This is a genomic window from Rhizobium phaseoli (assembly GCF_001664385.1).
Taxonomy (GTDB): domain Bacteria; phylum Pseudomonadota; class Alphaproteobacteria; order Rhizobiales; family Rhizobiaceae; genus Rhizobium; species Rhizobium phaseoli.
In genome coordinates this window covers 963,399-980,014 of sequence record NZ_CP013532.1, presented here as the reverse complement: position 1 = coordinate 980,014, position 16,616 = coordinate 963,399, and the positions used below count along the sequence as shown (strand labels likewise).

General features: G+C 62.1%; 16 protein-coding genes. 5 read left to right on the top strand and 11 right to left on the bottom strand.

The features are described 5' to 3' along the window. Window positions 1–58 precede the first annotated feature (58 nt). From AMC88_RS04715 to AMC88_RS04680, 8 genes are all read right to left on the bottom strand, one after another. On the bottom strand, window positions 59–1,993 hold the full coding sequence (locus tag AMC88_RS04715; RefSeq protein ID WP_064824876.1) for a DUF2207 domain-containing protein: 1,935 nt from the start codon (window positions 1,991–1,993) through the stop codon (window positions 59–61). Between the two features lie 37 nt (window positions 1,994–2,030). Then, a complete protein-coding gene (aroA, locus tag AMC88_RS04710; protein WP_064824875.1) occupies window positions 2,031–3,293 on the bottom strand; it encodes a 3-phosphoshikimate 1-carboxyvinyltransferase in 1,263 nt (420 codons plus the stop codon). 194 nt (window positions 3,294–3,487) lie between these two features. Continuing rightward, complete coding sequence (locus tag AMC88_RS04705; protein WP_012482870.1) at window positions 3,488–4,039, bottom strand: LemA family protein; 552 nt, start codon at window positions 4,037–4,039, stop codon at window positions 3,488–3,490. 114 nt (window positions 4,040–4,153) lie between these two features. Beyond that, window positions 4,154–5,902, bottom strand: coding sequence for a DUF2207 family protein (locus AMC88_RS04700; RefSeq protein ID WP_064824874.1), 1,749 nt, complete (start codon window positions 5,900–5,902; stop codon window positions 4,154–4,156). A gap of 296 nt (window positions 5,903–6,198) precedes the next feature. Continuing rightward, entirely contained in the window at window positions 6,199–6,750 is a 552-nt protein-coding gene (locus tag AMC88_RS04695; RefSeq protein ID WP_064824873.1) for an AAA family ATPase, read from the bottom strand. After that, window positions 6,747–7,703, bottom strand: a complete 957-nt coding sequence (locus AMC88_RS04690) for a glycine--tRNA ligase subunit alpha (RefSeq protein ID WP_004672605.1) — start codon at window positions 7,701–7,703, stop codon at window positions 6,747–6,749. The genes AMC88_RS04695 and AMC88_RS04690 overlap by 4 nt, the downstream gene beginning before the upstream one ends. Window positions 7,704–7,844: 141 nt before the next feature. Continuing rightward, window positions 7,845–8,036 carry a hypothetical protein gene (locus AMC88_RS04685; protein WP_064824872.1) on the bottom strand — a complete coding sequence of 64 codons (192 nt, stop codon included), beginning with the start codon at window positions 8,034–8,036 and terminating at the stop codon, window positions 7,845–7,847. 17 nt (window positions 8,037–8,053) lie between these two features. After that, window positions 8,054–8,914 carry a S49 family peptidase gene (locus tag AMC88_RS04680; protein WP_004672606.1) on the bottom strand — a complete coding sequence of 287 codons (861 nt, stop codon included), beginning with the start codon at window positions 8,912–8,914 and terminating at the stop codon, window positions 8,054–8,056. 182 nt (window positions 8,915–9,096) lie between these two features. On the opposite strand from AMC88_RS04680, the gene AMC88_RS04675 reads away from it, so the two are divergent. Further along, window positions 9,097–10,437, top strand: a complete 1,341-nt coding sequence (locus AMC88_RS04675) for an Nramp family divalent metal transporter (protein WP_016734641.1) — start codon at window positions 9,097–9,099, stop codon at window positions 10,435–10,437. A 100-nt stretch (window positions 10,438–10,537) separates the two neighbouring features. Here the strand turns inward: AMC88_RS04675 and AMC88_RS04670 are convergent, their stop codons facing one another. Together AMC88_RS04670 and AMC88_RS04665 are read right to left on the bottom strand one after the other, a co-directional pair. After that, complete coding sequence (locus AMC88_RS04670; RefSeq protein ID WP_064824871.1) at window positions 10,538–11,332, bottom strand: tRNA1(Val) (adenine(37)-N6)-methyltransferase; 795 nt, start codon at window positions 11,330–11,332, stop codon at window positions 10,538–10,540. Window positions 11,333–11,337: 5 nt separating this feature from the next. Beyond that, window positions 11,338–11,565, bottom strand: coding sequence for a putative signal transducing protein (locus AMC88_RS04665; protein ID WP_004672609.1), 228 nt, complete (start codon window positions 11,563–11,565; stop codon window positions 11,338–11,340). A gap of 108 nt (window positions 11,566–11,673) precedes the next feature. Between AMC88_RS04665 and AMC88_RS04660 the strand changes: the two genes are divergently transcribed. From AMC88_RS04660 to moaB, 4 genes are all read left to right on the top strand, one after another. After that, window positions 11,674–12,690, top strand: coding sequence for a polyprenyl synthetase family protein (locus tag AMC88_RS04660; protein WP_064824870.1), 1,017 nt, complete (start codon window positions 11,674–11,676; stop codon window positions 12,688–12,690). Between the two features lie 131 nt (window positions 12,691–12,821). Continuing rightward, window positions 12,822–14,657: a tetratricopeptide repeat protein gene (locus AMC88_RS04655; protein WP_064824869.1), complete on the top strand. Its 1,836-nt coding sequence runs from the start codon at window positions 12,822–12,824 to the stop codon at window positions 14,655–14,657. Between the two features lie 54 nt (window positions 14,658–14,711). Continuing rightward, window positions 14,712–15,620, top strand: coding sequence for a 4-(cytidine 5'-diphospho)-2-C-methyl-D-erythritol kinase (locus AMC88_RS04650; RefSeq protein ID WP_064824868.1), 909 nt, complete (start codon window positions 14,712–14,714; stop codon window positions 15,618–15,620). Then, window positions 15,620–16,171 carry a molybdenum cofactor biosynthesis protein B gene (moaB, locus tag AMC88_RS04645; protein ID WP_064824867.1) on the top strand — a complete coding sequence of 184 codons (552 nt, stop codon included), beginning with the start codon at window positions 15,620–15,622 and terminating at the stop codon, window positions 16,169–16,171. Before AMC88_RS04650 ends, moaB begins: the two co-directional genes overlap by 1 nt. 39 nt (window positions 16,172–16,210) lie before the next feature. On the opposite strand, the gene AMC88_RS04640 is transcribed toward moaB, so the two are convergent. Beyond that, window positions 16,211–16,525 (bottom strand): hypothetical protein, encoded by a 315-nt coding sequence (locus tag AMC88_RS04640; RefSeq protein WP_064823065.1) that lies wholly within the window; start codon window positions 16,523–16,525, stop codon window positions 16,211–16,213. Between the last annotated feature and the right edge of the window lie 91 nt (window positions 16,526–16,616).

The window sequence follows — 16,616 nt, the reverse complement described above, 5'->3', positions numbered from 1 at the left end:
CCCTTTCTTTTGTCCTTGGCGGTTAAGGGCCAAGCGCCGAAAGGTCAAGCGGGAAAGCTTACCAGCCCCCGCCACCGCCACCGCCGCCACCCCCGCCGGACGAACCGCCGCCGGAAAAGCCGGAAGATGAGCTCGATGGCGGCGGCGACGGGATCGTCGAGGCAATGGTCGAGGCCATCGACGACGAGAAGCCGCCGACACGATCGGAAAAGCGGCCGCCGTCGAAATTGCCGGAATACCAGGACGGCGCATAGGCAGCGGCCGTGCCGGCAGCGGCTGCCGCAAGCCAGGTTTCGAAGGTGCGCGACCAGGGTTTTTCGACACCGAGCGCCACCGCATAGGGCAGCAGCGTCTCGAAATGCTGCGGCGACATTTTGGGCGCGCCGGCCATGTTCATCCGGTCCTTCTCGGCCAGCGTCAGATATTGCCGCAGGCCGTCAACGCCGTCCATCATCCTGGCGCCGAGCGGGGTCGGCGCGCCCATGATGAAGAAATAGAGGATGTTGAGCAGCACGATGCCGCCGATCGCAAAGAGCATCGGCGTCTCGTGCAGTTCCATCAGCGACGAGGCAAATGTCAGGACCACGATCGAAAGGATGCTGACGCCGACGAAAACACCGACTGCCGCGGCGATGATGGCCATCACCTTGGCGAACAGCGATCGGCCGTGATGCAGCGACTTGACCAAACCGGCGATGAAGACGGCAATGAAGACCGAGATCGCAATCGGGATCAGCATCAGCATGATCGTGTCGGGATTGAGCGACCCGAAGACGAACAGCGCCACCAGGGCGGCGGCACTGAGGGCGATGCCGCCTGTGGTGTAGCCGATGTTGGAATTATAATATTTTCCGCGATGCTCCTTCTCGATCGCCGAACGGAAGGCCTGGCCGACGGATTTCACCCGCTCGCCATTGGCCTTGTCGATCGTCAGTGTCGATCCGGCGCCGCCGGCAGCTTTCAGGAGCTCGGTCTCGCCGGCCTGGAATTTTTCCCTGCCGGGTGGCTTTCCGGTGCCGCGAATGATGATCGAATCCTTGAGATCCTCGAGTTTGACGTAACCGCGGACGGCCAGATCGAGCGCGGTTGCGGCAAGCGCCGTCCAGCCTCCGCCGGAGAAGCCCTTGTTGTCGATATAGTTGACCAGCGCCGGCGAGACGCCCTCTGGCGCATCCCAGCGCGGCACGATGACACCGCGGGCGGGATCGCGGCCGACCTTCAGCCAGGATCTCAGATAATAGGCGAAAACCAGGATCAGGCCGCCGAAGCCGATGAAATAATCGCGGTTGTCCCTCAGCCACCAGCTGCTTTCCATATCGGCGCTCGGCGGATCGATCGAGCTCTTCGGCAGGCGGATCGCGAAGGTCAGGCCCTCATTGGCATCGAGCGGCGCGGTGGTCGCAAAGACGAGGCCGGCCGGAGTTTGGCCGACCCGGGCATTCTTTCCCGTCGCGCCCTGAGGACCGGTGAAGAAGATCGTGTCCGTGGCTGCGACACCCGGGGGCAGCCGCACCATCGCTGTGGCCGAGCGGATCGGAAAGATCCAGCCATTGCCGGTGACGTTCCAGTAGAGTTCGTCGTGATCGGCGAAATAGCGGATCTGACGGTCGGTCTTGTAGGTGAAGACGTAGCGATGGCGCCCCGGCGTCACCGTCACCTCGGCCGAACCGGCATAGATGCGGACGCCGCCCGATATCGATTCGGTATGCCAGGGCTCGTCCGCGCCGTCGCGGCTGACCGACACCATATCGAAATCGACGCTGCGGCGACGGCCCCCGAAATCGGTGAAATAAAGCGGAAAGTCCCGGAAGATGCCGTGATTGATCCGGTTGCCCTCGGCAGTGACGGTGACCGTTTCCGTCACCGTCATCGCGCCGCTCTTTTCGAGCGTAATATCGGAGGCGAAGCTGTCGATCACCTCGGCGGCAAAGACCGCCGGCGCGGCGAGCATCAACAAGAGCGCCAAGCAGAATCCGAAAAACCGACGCCCCATTCCTGTCTCCCCGCCGGCGGCCCGGCCGCGCTTTTCGTCAATCCTTGCCCTGATATGTGACGCCGAGGGCCGCGAGCGTGCGCCAGTAAGCCGGGAAGGTCTTGCCGACGCAATCGGGATCGAGAATGGTGATGCCGTCGATCTTCAGGCCGGCAAGCGCAAAGCTCATGGCGATGCGGTGATCGGCAAAGGTGTCGATCTCGGCCGGCAGCGTCTGACCGGCGAGAGCAGGATCGGAATGGACGATCAGATCGTCCCCCTCCTCGACGGCCAGACCTTCGCGGATGTTGTTGAGGCCGGTGGAGAGCGCACGGATGCGGTCGCATTCCTTGACGCGCAGATTGGCGATGCCGACGAAGCGGACCGGCGTCGCGTTGAAGGCGGCAAGCACGGCGATCGTCGGCACGGCATCCTGCATCTGCGAACCATCGATTTCAGCCGGCAGATGCGGGAACTTGGCGATCGTCTCGTAGGCCTTGGCATCCGGCTGGGTGAAGGCATCGTTCGGTACGCCGAGATCGATCTGGCCATCGCTCAGCACTTCGGCCGCCCAGAGATAGGTCGCGGCGGATGCATCCGGCTCGATGACGAAATCGGCGGCGCGGTAGCCGGTCGGCTCGACGCGCCAAGTGACGGGACTGGTCTTTTCGACCCTGGCGCCGAAGGCCTTCATCGCCGCCGTGGTGAGATCGATATAACCGAGCGCGCCGATATCCTCGCCGACGAGTTCGATGTCGACAGGACGGTCGCCGCCGGCCGCCATCATCAGCAGGGCCGAGACATATTGGCTGGACAACCCGCCATCGATCAGGATGCGGTCGGCCTCGAAGCGGCCGGTGCCCCTGACGGTGACCGGCGGGCAGCCGGTATCGGCGCTGACATCGATGCCGAGTGTGCGCATCGCCTCGACCAGCGGGCCGATCGGGCGCTTGCGCATGTGCTCGTCGCCGTCGACGACGACGGTGCCGTCGACGAGAGCGGCGGCCGCCGTCAGGAAGCGTGTGGCCGTGCCGGCATTGCCGAGGAAGAGCGGCGCCTTCGGCGGCATGAGTCGGCCGCTGCCGGTCACAACGAAGGTGGTGTCATCGGGCTCGTCGATCGCAACGCCCATGGCGCGCAGCGCATCGGCCATATAACGTGTGTCGTCGCTCTTCAGCGCGCCGGTCATCCGGCTCGTGCCCTTGGCAAGGCCGGCGAGCAGCAGCGCGCGATTGGTGATCGACTTCGAACCCGGGGGCATGGCGCGACCCGAAAGCGGCCTGCCCGGCGGGATGATCGTGAGTTTGGCTGTGCGTGTCATGCTAAGTCTTCCGTCCATGGGCGAGCCTAAAGCGCATCGCGATCTTTCAGATTCGCTTGGCCCGCGCTTTAGGTCTTTGGTTTTGCGCATGTCGTCATCGCAAAACCGCTGCACACTTTTGCGCGACAAGCTCTTATCGGCCGCAGTCTGCCCCTGCTCTTAATCGCTTTTTCGCAAAGGCAAAATGCCGATCGTCAGAATTTCACGCTGGGAACGGCGCGATCGGCCTCATTGGTGATCTCGAAATACTCCCGCTTGGCAAATCCGAACTGGCCGGCGACGAGATTGGAGGGGAAGCTTTCGACCTTGACGTTCAGATCACGGGCCGCCCCGTTGTAATAACGCCGCGCCATTTGCAGCTCGCCTTCCATGGTTTCGAGCGAAGCCTGGAGCTCGGCAAAATTCTGGTTGGCCTTAAGATCCGGATAGGCCTCGGCGAGCGCGATGACCCGCCCCAGCGCCTGGCCGAGCAACCCCTCCGCCTGCGCCCTGCCCACGACATCGCCGGATGGCACGGCCTGCGCCTTGTTGCGGAGCGCAACCACCTCTTCGAGCGTCGACTTTTCGTGGGCGGCATAGCCCTTGACCGTCTCGATCAGGTTCGGGATCAGATCGGCGCGGCGCTTCAACTGCACATCGATGCCCGACCAGGCCTCCTCCGCCATCTGCCGGGAGCGAACCAAGCCGTTATAGATGAAGACAATGTAGAGTGCGATGACGACGATAACGGCAAGTATCACATACATGCAGATGGGCTCCCCGATTTGATGAACGCACGTTAGTGATTCGGCACCGCAAAGTCATCTTGGCGAAACAATTCTACAGCCGGTTTGACGAGACTTTGATGAATATCCGTATGTTTAAGGGGTTATCAGCCAATCGGGAGCATAGGCATCCATCTTCTGGCCTTCTTGCCAGAGATTGAACCGTTCAGTCCAACGATGTTCGATGTCGAGCGCAACGGCGAAAGGCAGATAATGCTCGTAGCATTCGACCGACATTGCAGGGCCATCTATCTCGCCGCGCAAATAACGGTTCAAAACGAGCATGTTATTGCGGATCTGCCGCTGCTTCGCCGTCGGTATGCGCAGCATCGCCAAGACGGCGATCACGCCGACAATGTGCAGCAAGATCGCCATTAAATATGGCCACTGCTCGCTGATCACCTCAGTCGTGCCGATATAGACAAGTGCAACAATCGCCATCATCGGAAGACCCACTATCAAACTCATCGCCTGTTTGAACTGCTCGAAGGTACCGGTGGCCACGGGAAACCGCTCTGGATGGCGGAACATAGCAACCACGAGAAAAACAGTGAGCAATAACCCTGAGATGGCCGCGGAAAAAAGAAAAAGGCCCGAGAAAGAGGCGACGGCAATGCCGAGAACCAAAATGGAGGCTGCAGCCGCCAAGCTCCACCGATCTATGCCTCTGATCTTCTGATATTCCTCAGTGATTGTTCTGTGCAATTCATCTCTCACATCAGGCCGGGCATTTTTAACTCTGCGCCGATCGCCGACAGACGGTTCCTTTGCAATGCCGCCGAATACCAAGCGCGTTGCAGCCGGAAGATCATACCATTTGGCGCGACCCGCCTTGCTCTTCCTTCGGTCCTGCTTTGCCAATAAGTCCGAAGCCTCGGCATCCTCACCCAGGCTGGAAATGCGAAGCGTTCGCTTGACTGCGAGATGGCAGACAGACGCCATGAAGGCCGCCTTTGCCGCGTCTGCTTTCCAGTCTCGGAACAAATAGGCTGCCAGAGCGGGGGATATGCTTTCCGTCACTTTGGCGTCGACAGTTATCAATGGTGCAGGCACAAGCCATGACTGTCGAAATTTGAGGATAGCGACCAGACCGACGATGAGCGGCCCTAAAATGCTGAGGAATGGGAGAAAGTGATCGGAAAGCCATAACTGTACCCGCTTGCCGCTCGTGACTGTCACAAAGGTGCCTGCGGGATATTCAATCTCGATATCCGGCAGGACTCGATCCCCTTTACCTGCTGGAATTGACACCAAGATCTCATTCGGTGCGCTGCGCCTGAGGTCATAGGCGGCCGCTCGATTCTGTTGCGCGGGCCGTAACGTTCCGCCCGGCGGCAGCTTCAACGTAAGCGTTTTTTTCGCTGCCTGGCCGTGCACGCGGCCCATATAGGCCGGCAGGAAGAGAATCTCGTGGTCGCCTTCCTGACGAACGAGGCGTCCGAGCCAATAAGCGATCTGGATCTTTGTAAGGCCGGTGGGCAGATCTGCAGAGCAACTTTTGCAGTGTTCCGCCCCTATATAAATCGAGCGGCCCGGTACATTATGTTCCCGGGAATAGTATTCGTCTTCTCCGTCACGCCGAGCTGCGGCAAGTTTGAAATCTCGCCAGTGAGTACCACCTGATGCATCCGTGAAACGTTGAGGGATGTCAACGTAAACGCCGCCGTAATTTGCCGCCCTCTTGACCAGGATGTCGAAACTTTCGGACACAAAGGCGGTGCCGTCGGTGGAGACTTCGATCGTGGTGTTTGCCGACTGGACGGCGAACTCATTGTCAAAATCGCTGCACGAGGTCAGCAGGACAAGAACTGCGCATGGTGTCAGCCATGATAACAGCCGCGGCACACGGGCTGCGCAGTTTTCAAACGCGATTTTAAAATAAAGAATACTGCTCTTCAAAAGACAGACCGAATCTATACCTGATCGAAACAGCGATAAGATAGTGGTCGAGCGGTTCGCGTAAAAGAAGCGCAGTCGCGGAAGCGGTGATTTTTTAGAGGTGCTTTTACGCAGAATCTTTCGAGAAACTGACGCGGCCTGCGTCGGTCAGCAGGAAGGCCTCGCGCGGGTCTTGGCTCATCGCCAACGCCTGCAACGAGGTCAATGTTTGTGCAAAGACCACGCAGGATTCCCGGCTATCGTCAAACACCGAGATGCGCGAGAATCCGGGCCGCCGTCTCTTCCGGCGAAAGCTCCGTCGTATCAATTTCGACCGTCTGTTCAGCCAGTCCGCGCAACAGTTTATAGTTTGCCCGGAGCTGTTGCAGCTTCGCCGTATCCGTCAGCTTGAGCGCCTCGGACCGGCCGGGCGAGACGAGGCGCCTGGCATTCTCCTCCGGCGCGCAATCGAGGAGAACCGCGACCAGATCCGCGCCTCTGGCGGCTGCCAGATCGACATACCAGGAGAACGTCGCACTATCATCCGCGTCATCCGCAAGAGCATCGGTAAAGACGAAGCTTTCGGCCGGATCGGCGCGCACGGCATGGTCGAAAACCGCTCGACGAACCTGCTCGCGCAGCGATGCATGCAGAGGGTTGCTGCGGGCGAAAAGAGCTTCGGCCGGATTAAGCAGCATGTGATTGTCGATGAGCCGCGCGCCGAGGCTTTTCGCCAGCAAGCGACCGACGGTCAGCTTCCCGGTGCCTGGCCAGCCGTTGATGTGGACGATACGGCTGGCAGGTTTTTGCGTCACGCCGCCTCTTTCGACAGATTGACGCCGCCGGCGTCGGTCAGCAGGAAGGCTTCGCCGCAGGCCTTGGCGAGGGTCCGCACCCGCAGAATATAGCTCTGGCGCTCGGTGACCGAGATGACGCCGCGGGCATCGAGCAGGTTGAAGACGTGGCTTGCCTTGATGCACTGGTCATAGGCCGGGAAGACGCATTTGTGCAGGCGCAGGTTGGCGCTGTCGTCGGGCGCGCCGGCATCGAGCAGTGCCCGGCATTCCTTCTCGGCATCGACGAAATGGCGGTGCAGCATTTCGGTATTGGCGAATTCGAAATTGTGACGCGAATATTCCTGCTCGGCCTGCAGGAAGACGTCGCCATAGCTGATCTTCTCGTCGCCCTCGCGGCCGTTGAAGTTCAGGTCGTAGACATTGTCGACGCCCTGGACATACATGGCAAGACGCTCGAGACCGTAGGTCAGTTCGCCGGCGACCGGCGCGCATTCGATGCCGCAGACCTGCTGAAAATAGGTGAACTGCGAGACTTCCATGCCGTCGCACCAGCATTCCCAGCCAAGGCCCCAGGCGCCGAGCGTCGGGCTTTCCCAGTCGTCCTCGACGAAACGGATGTCGTGCAGCAGCGGGTCGAGGCCGATTGCCGCCAGCGAGCCGAGATAAAGCTCCTGCAGGTTCGGCGGGTTCGGCTTCAGGATGACCTGGTACTGGTAATAATGCTGCAGCCGGTTCGGGTTTTCGCCATAGCGGCCGTCGGACGGACGCCGCGACGGCTGCACATAGGCTGCCTTCCACGGCTTCGGCCCGAGGGCGCGCAGCGTGGTGGCCGGATGGAAGGTGCCGGCGCCGACCTCCATGTCGTAAGGTTGCAGCACCGCGCAACCCTTGTCCGCCCAGTAGCTGTGCAGGGTCAGGATCAGCGCCTGGAAGGAGCGCTTCGGGTTCATATGGTCTGGGATGGCTGACATGAAACGGCACCGATTGCTTGGGAATTATCGGCGCGACAGGTGCCATGGTGGGTCGCAGGGGTCAAGGGTTTTGCAAGAGTGGGCCGGCCCGTATGGAGAGAGCCTCTGCCCCTGGCGGATGAGGGGCGGGACAGCCGGGACCTACTCCTCATCCCGCTTCAATCGGTTTTCCCCGGTCACGGGATCCTTGACCAGCGTGCCGATCGCGCCGGTCTGGCGCTCCTTTTCGGCGCGGCGGGATTTTTCGGCGAGCTTGCGGGCGTCGGAGACGAAGCGGCGGTAGAGCCACCAGGCCGAAAAGACCAGCACCAGGATGGTGATAAGCTGCGCCATGTCCCTCTCTCGCTCCCTTAAAGCCCGAAGCGGCTCCACAATGCTCTTTCTTCGGCCGCTTCGACAAGCCCCGTCGCAAGACTAGATCCCGCCCCCTCGAGCGAGACCGGCGACACGCCGGGAATGCGGCGGCCGAGCAGGCCGCGGCTGGCGGTGACGAGTTCCAGCTTCGTCTTCTGACCGTAGCGCCGCTTCAGCTCCTGGCGCATGTCGCCGAGGCCATCGATGAGGCCGAGTTCGAGGCCGCGGGTGCCGCTCCAGAACAGGCCTGAGAAGACCGTCGCGTCGTCCTTCAGCTTGCCGGCGCGGCGCTCGCGCACCATCGCTATGAAGACCTGATGAATTTCGAGCTGCAGGCTCTTCAGGTACTCAATGTCCTTTTCCTTTTCCGGCTGGAACGGATCGAGGATCACCTTGTTCTCGCCGGCGGTATAGACGCGGCGCTCGACGCCGATCTTCTTCAGCAGTTCGGGAAAGCCGAAACCGCCGGAGACGACGCCGATCGAGCCGACGATCGAGGTGGCGTCGGCGATGATCTCGTCGCCGGCAAGCGCGATCATATAGCCGCCGGAGGCGGCGACATCCTCGACGAAGATCAGAACCTTCTTCTTCTTCTCGCGGGCAAGCTCGCGGATGCGGGTGAAGATCAGCCGGGACTGGACGGGCGAGCCGCCCGGCGAGTTGATCGCAATGGCAACCGCCGGCGCGTCCTTCATGGCGAAGGCTTTTTCCAGAACCGGGGCGACATTGGCGAGGTTGAGGGTCGGCCGGAACTGGCCGCCGCCGCTGATGATCGCGCCCTGCAATCTGACGACCGGGATGGTGACGCCATCCTTGCGGAACCGTTTCGGCAGCAATTTTCTCAAGAATCCGGCCATTTCCCATCCTTCGCTTCGGGTCGCCCGATCGTCATCTGCGATCGGCATCCATGTATGCGCTGGAACGACAAACGCAATGGCCGCGTTTGCAAAACATCGGGGATGATTTTTCTTGTTGCGAATGACTTGCATTATCATTCTAATTCGTCATAGTGCAGAGACGATAAACAGGTGGAAATGGCATGGACGCCCTCAATCCCAATGCAACAAGCGGCTGGCGGCACGAACGCGGAGAGGCGTCGCTGTCGGATGTCTATCGCACCGTCGGAACTGGGCGTCACAGCTCGAGATGGCGCAGAGCGGCGGCCTTTGCCGGGCCGGGTTATATGGTCGCCGTCGGCTATATGGACCCCGGCAACTGGGCGACCTCGCTCGCCGGCGGCTCGAAATTCGGCTATGCGCTGCTCACCGTCGCACTGCTTTCCAACCTGATGGCAATCGTCCTGCAATCGCTCTGCGCGCGTCTGGCGATCGCCTCGGGCCGCGACCTTGCGCAGGCGTGCCGTGACGCCTATCCGAAATGGGTTTCGGTGCCGCTCTGGGCCTTTGCCGAAATTGCCATCATCGCCACCGACATCGCCGAGGTGATCGGCACCGCGATCGGCCTCAACCTGCTGATGGGCATTCCGCTCGAACTCGGCGTTCTCATCACCGCGCTCGACGTTTTCGTGATCCTCTTCCTGCAGAAGCTCGGCTTCCGTTGGGTGGAAGCCTTCATCATCGCGCTGCTCGGCGTCATCGCGCTCTGCTTCGGCGTGCAGATACTGCTTGCCGACCCGCAATGGGGCTCCGTCATCACCGGCTTCTTCCCGACCACCGAGATCGTCACCAATCCTGAGATGCTTTATCTGGCGCTCGGCATTCTCGGCGCGACCGTCATGCCGCACAATCTCTACCTCCACTCCGGCATCGTGCAGACGCGGGCCTACGGCCATACGGTTCCGGAAAAGAAAGAGGCGCTGACCTATGCGACGATCGACTCGACGGTCGCTCTCTGTTTCGCGCTGCTGATCAACGCCTCGATCCTGATCCTGGCCGCGGCCGCCTTCAATGCACATGGCAGGACCGACATCGTCGAACTCGGCGAGGCCCATTCGCTGCTGTCGCCGCTGCTGGGCCTGGCGATCGCGCCGACGCTGTTCGGCATCGCGCTTCTGTGCTGCGGCCTCAACTCGACGGTGACGGCGACGCTTGCCGGCCAGATCGTCATGGAAGGTTTCCTCAAGATCCGGCTGCAGCCATGGGTGCGCCGGCTGATCACCCGGGCGATCGCCATCGTGCCGGCGGCAATCGTCACCATCTGGTACGGCGACCAGGGCACGGCGCAGCTTTTGATCCTCACGCAGGTGGTGCTCAGCCTGCAGCTTTCCTTCGCCGTCTTCCCGCTCGTGATGTTCACCGCCAGCAAGGCCAAGATGGGCGAACTCGTCGCACCGCGCTGGCTGAGCGGCATCGCCTATGTGATTGCGGTCGTGATCGCCGGGCTGAACGTCAAGCTGCTCTTCGACTTCGTCACCGGCTAGAACAGGATGATTTTAGGCCCGGCGGCCTATAATCTGAATCCTGTTCTAAATTAAAGAGTTGAGCATGATGTCGTCAGAAAACCGCTCACACTTTTCGGCATCATGCTCTAGCCGCTGATCGAAGCCTTGCATAGGCCGCCCGGCCATTGTTGAAATCGTCGACGAGAGGGGAGAACCTGTGGCTCCCCTCTTCGTGCATGATGAGCGGCGCGCGCAGCGACAGCCGCGCCCGCGATCCCTTGATCGCGGTCACCAGGATCCGCACGGCGTTTTCACCCTCGCGCGGATGGATGGCTGTCATTTCGATGCCGCCGAAGCGCCGGCCGCAAGCGTCGATGATCTCGGCGATCGATTGGGGCCTGGCGATCAGCGACAATTGCCCGCCGGGGATCATGATCGCGCCGGCCGTGCGGATCCAGCTTTCGAACAGGCCGTCGGTCATCGCATGGGCTTCGGCCTTCAGCGCATCCGGCGTGCGCCGGTCGCCGGCATCGTTGAAGGGTGGGTTCATGATGACGTGATGGAAGCTCTCATCGGCAAGCCCGGCATCGTTGCGCGCCTTGGCGGTCAGCGTCACATCCGCCTCGACGACGCTGACGCGGGCGGCAAGATGGGCGTTTTCCGGCAGGAGAATGCTGCGGCGGGCATAATCGGCCATCTCGGCCGAACGCTCGAAGAGCACCACTTGCGCCTTGGCAAGGCGCGAGGCGACGGCAAGGCCGGCAGCACCGGCGCCGGCGCCGAGATCGGCAACCCTGACCGGGCGATCGTCGGCGACGAGGGCGGCCAGCAGCATCGCATCCATGCCGGCGCGATGCCCCCTGCCCTGCGGCTGCACCAGATGGAAGGCGCCGCGATGGAAGGCGTCGATTGTTTGGCCAGGCGCGCCGGTCATTTCGCTCACTTCCTGTCGCGCAGCTCGCCGCCGAGACCGGCGTCGATCAGGATCCGGCGGGCCTGGTCGGCCATTTCCTCGTCGACCAGCAGACGGCGCGGCAGCATGCCGAGCGACCCTTCCAGCACGCTCATGCCCTGATCGGCGATGAAGCAATGAATGCCCGCATCCTTCATCAGGCTCTCGGCATAGGACAGCAGAACGGGGTCGTTGGCGCGGATAAGTTCATGCATTTGCCGTCATTTTCCTTCCAATTTCGCCTTGCGCGACAATTCACCTCTTGCCGCGTCCATCGCCCCTTTCTATTGTCAGCTGCAATGAATGAACAGGAGTCCGGGTCGTTGGGCGTGGTCATACCGCTTGAAGAAAGCAAAAACAAACTGGCATCCATCAAGCCGCTGGTCGATCTCACCAGGGCCGATATGGAGCGGGTGAACCAGCTTATTCTGTCCAAGGCCGGCTCCGACGTGCAGATGATCCCCGAAGTGGCGAACCATCTGATCTCGTCCGGCGGCAAGCGGCTGCGGCCGATGCTGACGCTGGCGGCCGCCTCGCTGTTCGACTATCGCGGCGAAAATCACGTCAAGCTCGCGACCTCGGTCGAATTCATGCACACGGCGACACTGCTGCATGACGACGTCGTCGACGAAAGCGACCTGCGCCGCGGCAAATCGACGGCGCGGATGATCTGGGGCAACCAGGCAAGCGTGCTGGTCGGCGACTTCTTGCTCGGCCAGGCCTTCCGCATGATGGTCGATGTCGGCTCGCTCGACGCGCTCGACGTGTTGTCTTCCGCCGCCTGCGTGATCGCCGAGGGCGAGGTGCTGCAGCTTTCCGTTGCCAAGAACATGGAGACCACGGAGGACGACTACCTCGCCGTCATCCGCGCCAAGACGGCGGCCCTCTTTGCCGCCGCCGCCGAAGTCGGGCCGATCGTCGCCGAAACCGGCCGCTCCGGCCGCAACGCGCTGAAATCCTACGGCATGAATCTGGGGCTTGCCTTCCAGCTCGTCGACGACGCGCTCGATTATGGCGGCAAGGCCGCCGATCTCGGCAAGAATGTCGGTGACGATTTCCGCGAAGGCAAGATCACGCTGCCCGTCATCCTCGCCTATCGCCGCGGCACCGAGGACGAGCGCGCCTTCTGGCGCGATGCGATCGAGGCCGGCAACAGCAGCGACGCCAATCTGGAAAAAGCCCTCGGGCTGATCACCAAATACGGCACGCTCGCCGACACGATCGGCCGGGCGGTCCATTACGGCACGATCGCCCGCGACGCGCTGGCGCCGCTTCCCGATACGGTCTGGAAATCCGCCCTGATGGAAGTGATCGATTTCTGCATCGAGCGCGTCAACTGATCAAACGTTCTCGATCGCGGGCTGATTTTCTTGCGGCGCCGCTTCAAAAAAGCCATCCTGTTATGAATCAGTGATCACAACTGATTTGCGATCGGCATCATGGCCGGACGCTCTCGAAGAAAGGTTTCCTCATGCGGCAGAGACTTGCCATCCGTCTTCTTACGAGCGCAGCATTGGCGGCTGTTCTTTCGCTCGGCGGCGTCGCCGGCGTGAACGCCGAAGATGCGGCCAAGACGGCGGCCGATGCCGGCAAAACCGAGACCTTCGATGCCGACAGCGTCACCACCTTCTCCGGCGCTTTCCTCGCCGCGCGCACCGCCGATGTCGATCATGATTACGAGACGGCCATCGAGCTCTACAAGAAGGCGCTGCAGATCGAGCCCGGCAATCCGGAGATTCGCCAGCGGCTGATGATCTCGCTGCTGCTCAACGGCGACATCAAGGAGGGCGTCAAATATGCCAACGACCTGAAGGGCGATCCCTCGGTCGAGCGCATCACCACCATCGTGCGCGGCATGGATGCCGTGCGCCGCGACGATTACAAGACTGCCGAATCCATCCTGAAATACAAGGGTCCGAACGATCTCGACCGGATGATGAACGACCTGCTACTCGCCTGGGCCCGGGTCGGCGCCGGCCGCGGCAAGGAAGCGCTTGCCATGGTCGAGAAGATGAAGGGGCCGGATTGGGTCCGCATCTTCCAGAATTACAATGCCGGCGCGATCGCCGTCGTCACCGGCGACGTGAAATCGGCCCGCCAGCATCTGAACGACGCCGTGCTCGACAAGGAAGGCGGTGCGACGGCGCCCGATACCTTCATGCGCGCGGTCATGGCGCTTGCCCGCCTCGAAGCGTCACAGGGCAACAAGCAGAAGGCGCTCGACGCCGTGTCCGTCGGCGACAACCTGCTGCCGAATTATGCGCCGCTGAACGCGCTGCGCGACAGCATCGAAAAGGGCGAGAAGCAGGAGCAACAGGTCAAGACCGCTGAAGAAGGGGCCGCCGGCGTGCTGTTTTCGGTCGGCGGCGCGCTGAACCGCGACGGCGCCGAGGACATCGTCTCGCTCTACCTGCAGACGGCCAATGCACTCGACCCCAACAGCGCCGATACGCTGGTGCTGCTCGGCGGCATCGCCGAGAAGCAGAACCAGATGGACCGCGCCATCGCGCTCTACAAGAAAGTGCCGGAAAATTCGCCGATGCGGCGCATCTCCGAGCTGCAGCTCGGCCTTGCCCTTGCCCAGGGCGGCAAGGTGGACGAGGCGCGCAAGCACTTGCAGGCGCTGATCGCCTCCGACCCGAAGGACATCCGCAGCTACCTCGCCTATGGCAGCGTGCTCTCCGACGCCAAGGATTACGAGGCAATGGCCGCCAATTACGACAAGGCCGTCGAAGTGATCGGCCCCTTTCCCGGCCGCCCCAACTGGAGCGTCTTCTTCCAGCGCGGCATCGCCTATGAGCGGCTGAAGAAGTGGGACCAGGCGGAGCCGAATTTCCGCAAGGCCCTGGAACTCAATCCCGATCAGCCGCAGGTGCTGAACTATCTCGGCTATTCCTGGATCGACATGAACCGGAACCTCGACGAGGGTCTCGGCATGATCAAGAAGGCCGTCGAGCTTCGCCCTGACGACGGCTACATCATCGATTCGCTCGGCTGGGCCTATTTCCGCCTCAACCGCTTCGACGATGCTGTCGACGAGCTGGAGCGGGCCGCACAGATCAAGGCCGGCGACGCCACGATCAACGACCATCTCGGCGACGCCTACTGGCGCGTCGGCCGCAAGCTCGAGGCCGTCTATCAGTGGAACCGGGCGCTTGCCTCCGAGCCGGAAGCCGCCGAAATTCCAAAGATCAAGGACAAGGTCGCCAACGGCCTGCCTCCTGCCAGCGACGATGCCAGGGCGGCCGACAAGAAGCAGCCGGATCCGGCACCGGTCACTCCGCCGCCGGTCGACAAGAAATCCTGACGGGCGGCAAACATGCCTGAAGAGGGCCCGGCCGGATTCCCGAAGAAATAGAGCATGACGTCGTCCGAAAACCGCTCACACTTTTCGGCATCATGCTGCGGCGTCACCGAAGAGGCGCGCGCGAAGATCAACCTCGCTTTGCATGTGACCGGCCAGCGGGCGGATGGCTACCATCTGCTCGATATGCTGGTGACCTTCGCCGATTGCGGCGACCGGCTCGGTTTCCTGCCTGCACAGGCCGACGCTTTCACGCTGTCTGGCCCTTTCGGCGAGGCGCTTGCCGGCGACGGCGGCAATCTGGTGTTGCGGGCCCGCGATCTCCTGCGCGAGCAGGTCGGCGCCCTCGCCTTCCCGGTGCATATCCATCTGCAAAAGAACCTGCCGATCGCTTCCGGCATCGGCGGCGGCTCGGCCGATGCGGCCGCAACGCTGCGCGGGCTGATGCGGCTCTGGGGCATGAGTTTGCCGGCGGAGGCGCTTGCCCGCCTCGCGCTGACGCTCGGCGCCGATGTGCCGATGTGTTTTGAAAGCCGGCCGCTGATTGCCCGCGGCATCGGCGAAAGAATCGAAGCCGTGCCGGATCTGCCGGCCTTTGCCATGGTGCTCGCCAATCCCCTGAAGGGCGTTTCGACGCCTGAGGTCTTCCGCCGGCTGGCGGCAAAGAACAATCCGGCCCTGCATCTCGCTCGCAGCTTGTCCGCGACCGGCGACTGGCTCACGGCGATCGGCTCGGCCCGCAACGATCTGGAGCCGCCAGCGCGCGAACTGGTGCCGGAGATTGCCGTGATCTCGCAGATGCTGCAGGCGCACGGCGCGCTCATCACCCGCATGTCCGGCTCCGGCGCCACCTGCTTCGGGATCTTTTCGACAATGACGGCGGCGCAAGAGGCGGCGGCAGCTCTTCACGGCGAGCGGCCCGACTGGTATGTCCAGGCGACGGAAACGGCTTCGGGAGGCATGTAATGGCAGGTCTGGACGAGAAGCGGCCGTTCATCGCCGTCGGCATAGCCATTCTCACCGTCTCGGATACCCGCACGCCGGAAACCGACAAATCCGGCGATACGCTGGCGGCGCGGATCACTGAGGCGGGTCACCGGCTGGTCGGCCGGACGATCGTGCCTGACGACCGGGACGCAATCGCCGCGCAGGTCAAGGCCTGGACCGAACGGGACGACATCGATGTCGTCATAACCTCAGGCGGCACCGGCTTTACCGGCCGAGATGTGACGCCCGAGGCGCTGGAACCCTTGTTCGAAAAGCGCATGGACGGCTTTTCCGCCGTCTTTCACCGCATTTCCTACGACAAGATCGGCACGGCGACGATCCAGTCGCGCGCCACGGCAGGTGTCGCCAACGCCACCTTCATCTTCGCTCTGCCGGGCTCGCCCGGCGCCTGCCGCGATGCCTGGGACGGCATCCTGAAAGCGCAGCTCGACTACCGCAGCACGCCGTGCAACTTCGTCGAGATCATGCCGCGTCTCGACGAGCATCTGAAACGCGGCGCGAAGAAATAGAATTTCGCCAGAAGCCAATCCGAACGATCACGACACTCTTTAGGTCGCAAGGCCGGGCAGAGACGGCATCGTTTCCCAGCTGTCACCCGACAGCAGGATGCAGCTTACACCGTGAACATCCGTGACGATGAGCGTCCAGGTGCCGCTTTCGGCGGCATAGACCTCGAGGATGGCGTTCTCGTTGACCAGCCCGACCGCCGTCAGCTTCTCAGCAAAATTCGTATCCAGGTATTTGACGACGTCGGATCGGCCTGCGCAACTGAGCATCGCCTGCGATGCTGCCGAATGCGGATGCGCGATCATCAACATCGCCGACATGACGGCCACGAGACCGTACAGCATATGGCGGATCATGACGCACCTCCTTTCGCCGGAAACCCGGCAGAAGAGGAGATTTTCGCCGACCTGTTCTGCCGTCCACCGGCATTCCATGGCCATCCGTTGC

Bases quoted from the DNA above. Each gene is read 5' to 3' on its own strand.
- AMC88_RS04715 (WP_064824876.1), bottom strand. From the start codon at position 1,993: ATGGGGCGTCGGTTTTTCGGATTCTGCTTGGCGCTCTTGTTGATGCTC.
- aroA (WP_064824875.1), bottom strand. From the start codon at position 3,293: ATGACACGCACAGCCAAACTCACGATCATCCCGCCGGGCAGGCCGCTT.
- AMC88_RS04705 (WP_012482870.1), bottom strand. From the start codon at position 4,039: ATGTATGTGATACTTGCCGTTATCGTCGTCATCGCACTCTACATTGTC.
- AMC88_RS04690 (WP_004672605.1), bottom strand. From the start codon at position 7,703: ATGTCAGCCATCCCAGACCATATGAACCCGAAGCGCTCCTTCCAGGCG.
- AMC88_RS04685 (WP_064824872.1), bottom strand. From the start codon at position 8,036: ATGGCGCAGCTTATCACCATCCTGGTGCTGGTCTTTTCGGCCTGGTGG.
- AMC88_RS04680 (WP_004672606.1), bottom strand. From the start codon at position 8,914: ATGGCCGGATTCTTGAGAAAATTGCTGCCGAAACGGTTCCGCAAGGAT.
- AMC88_RS04675 (WP_016734641.1), top strand. From the start codon at position 9,097: ATGGACGCCCTCAATCCCAATGCAACAAGCGGCTGGCGGCACGAACGC.
- AMC88_RS04670 (WP_064824871.1), bottom strand. From the start codon at position 11,332: ATGACCGGCGCGCCTGGCCAAACAATCGACGCCTTCCATCGCGGCGCC.
- AMC88_RS04665 (WP_004672609.1), bottom strand. From the start codon at position 11,565: ATGCATGAACTTATCCGCGCCAACGACCCCGTTCTGCTGTCCTATGCC.
- AMC88_RS04655 (WP_064824869.1), top strand. From the start codon at position 12,822: ATGCGGCAGAGACTTGCCATCCGTCTTCTTACGAGCGCAGCATTGGCG.
- AMC88_RS04650 (WP_064824868.1), top strand. From the start codon at position 14,712: ATGACGTCGTCCGAAAACCGCTCACACTTTTCGGCATCATGCTGCGGC.
- moaB (WP_064824867.1), top strand. From the start codon at position 15,620: ATGGCAGGTCTGGACGAGAAGCGGCCGTTCATCGCCGTCGGCATAGCC.
- AMC88_RS04640 (WP_064823065.1), bottom strand. From the start codon at position 16,525: ATGATCCGCCATATGCTGTACGGTCTCGTGGCCGTCATGTCGGCGATG.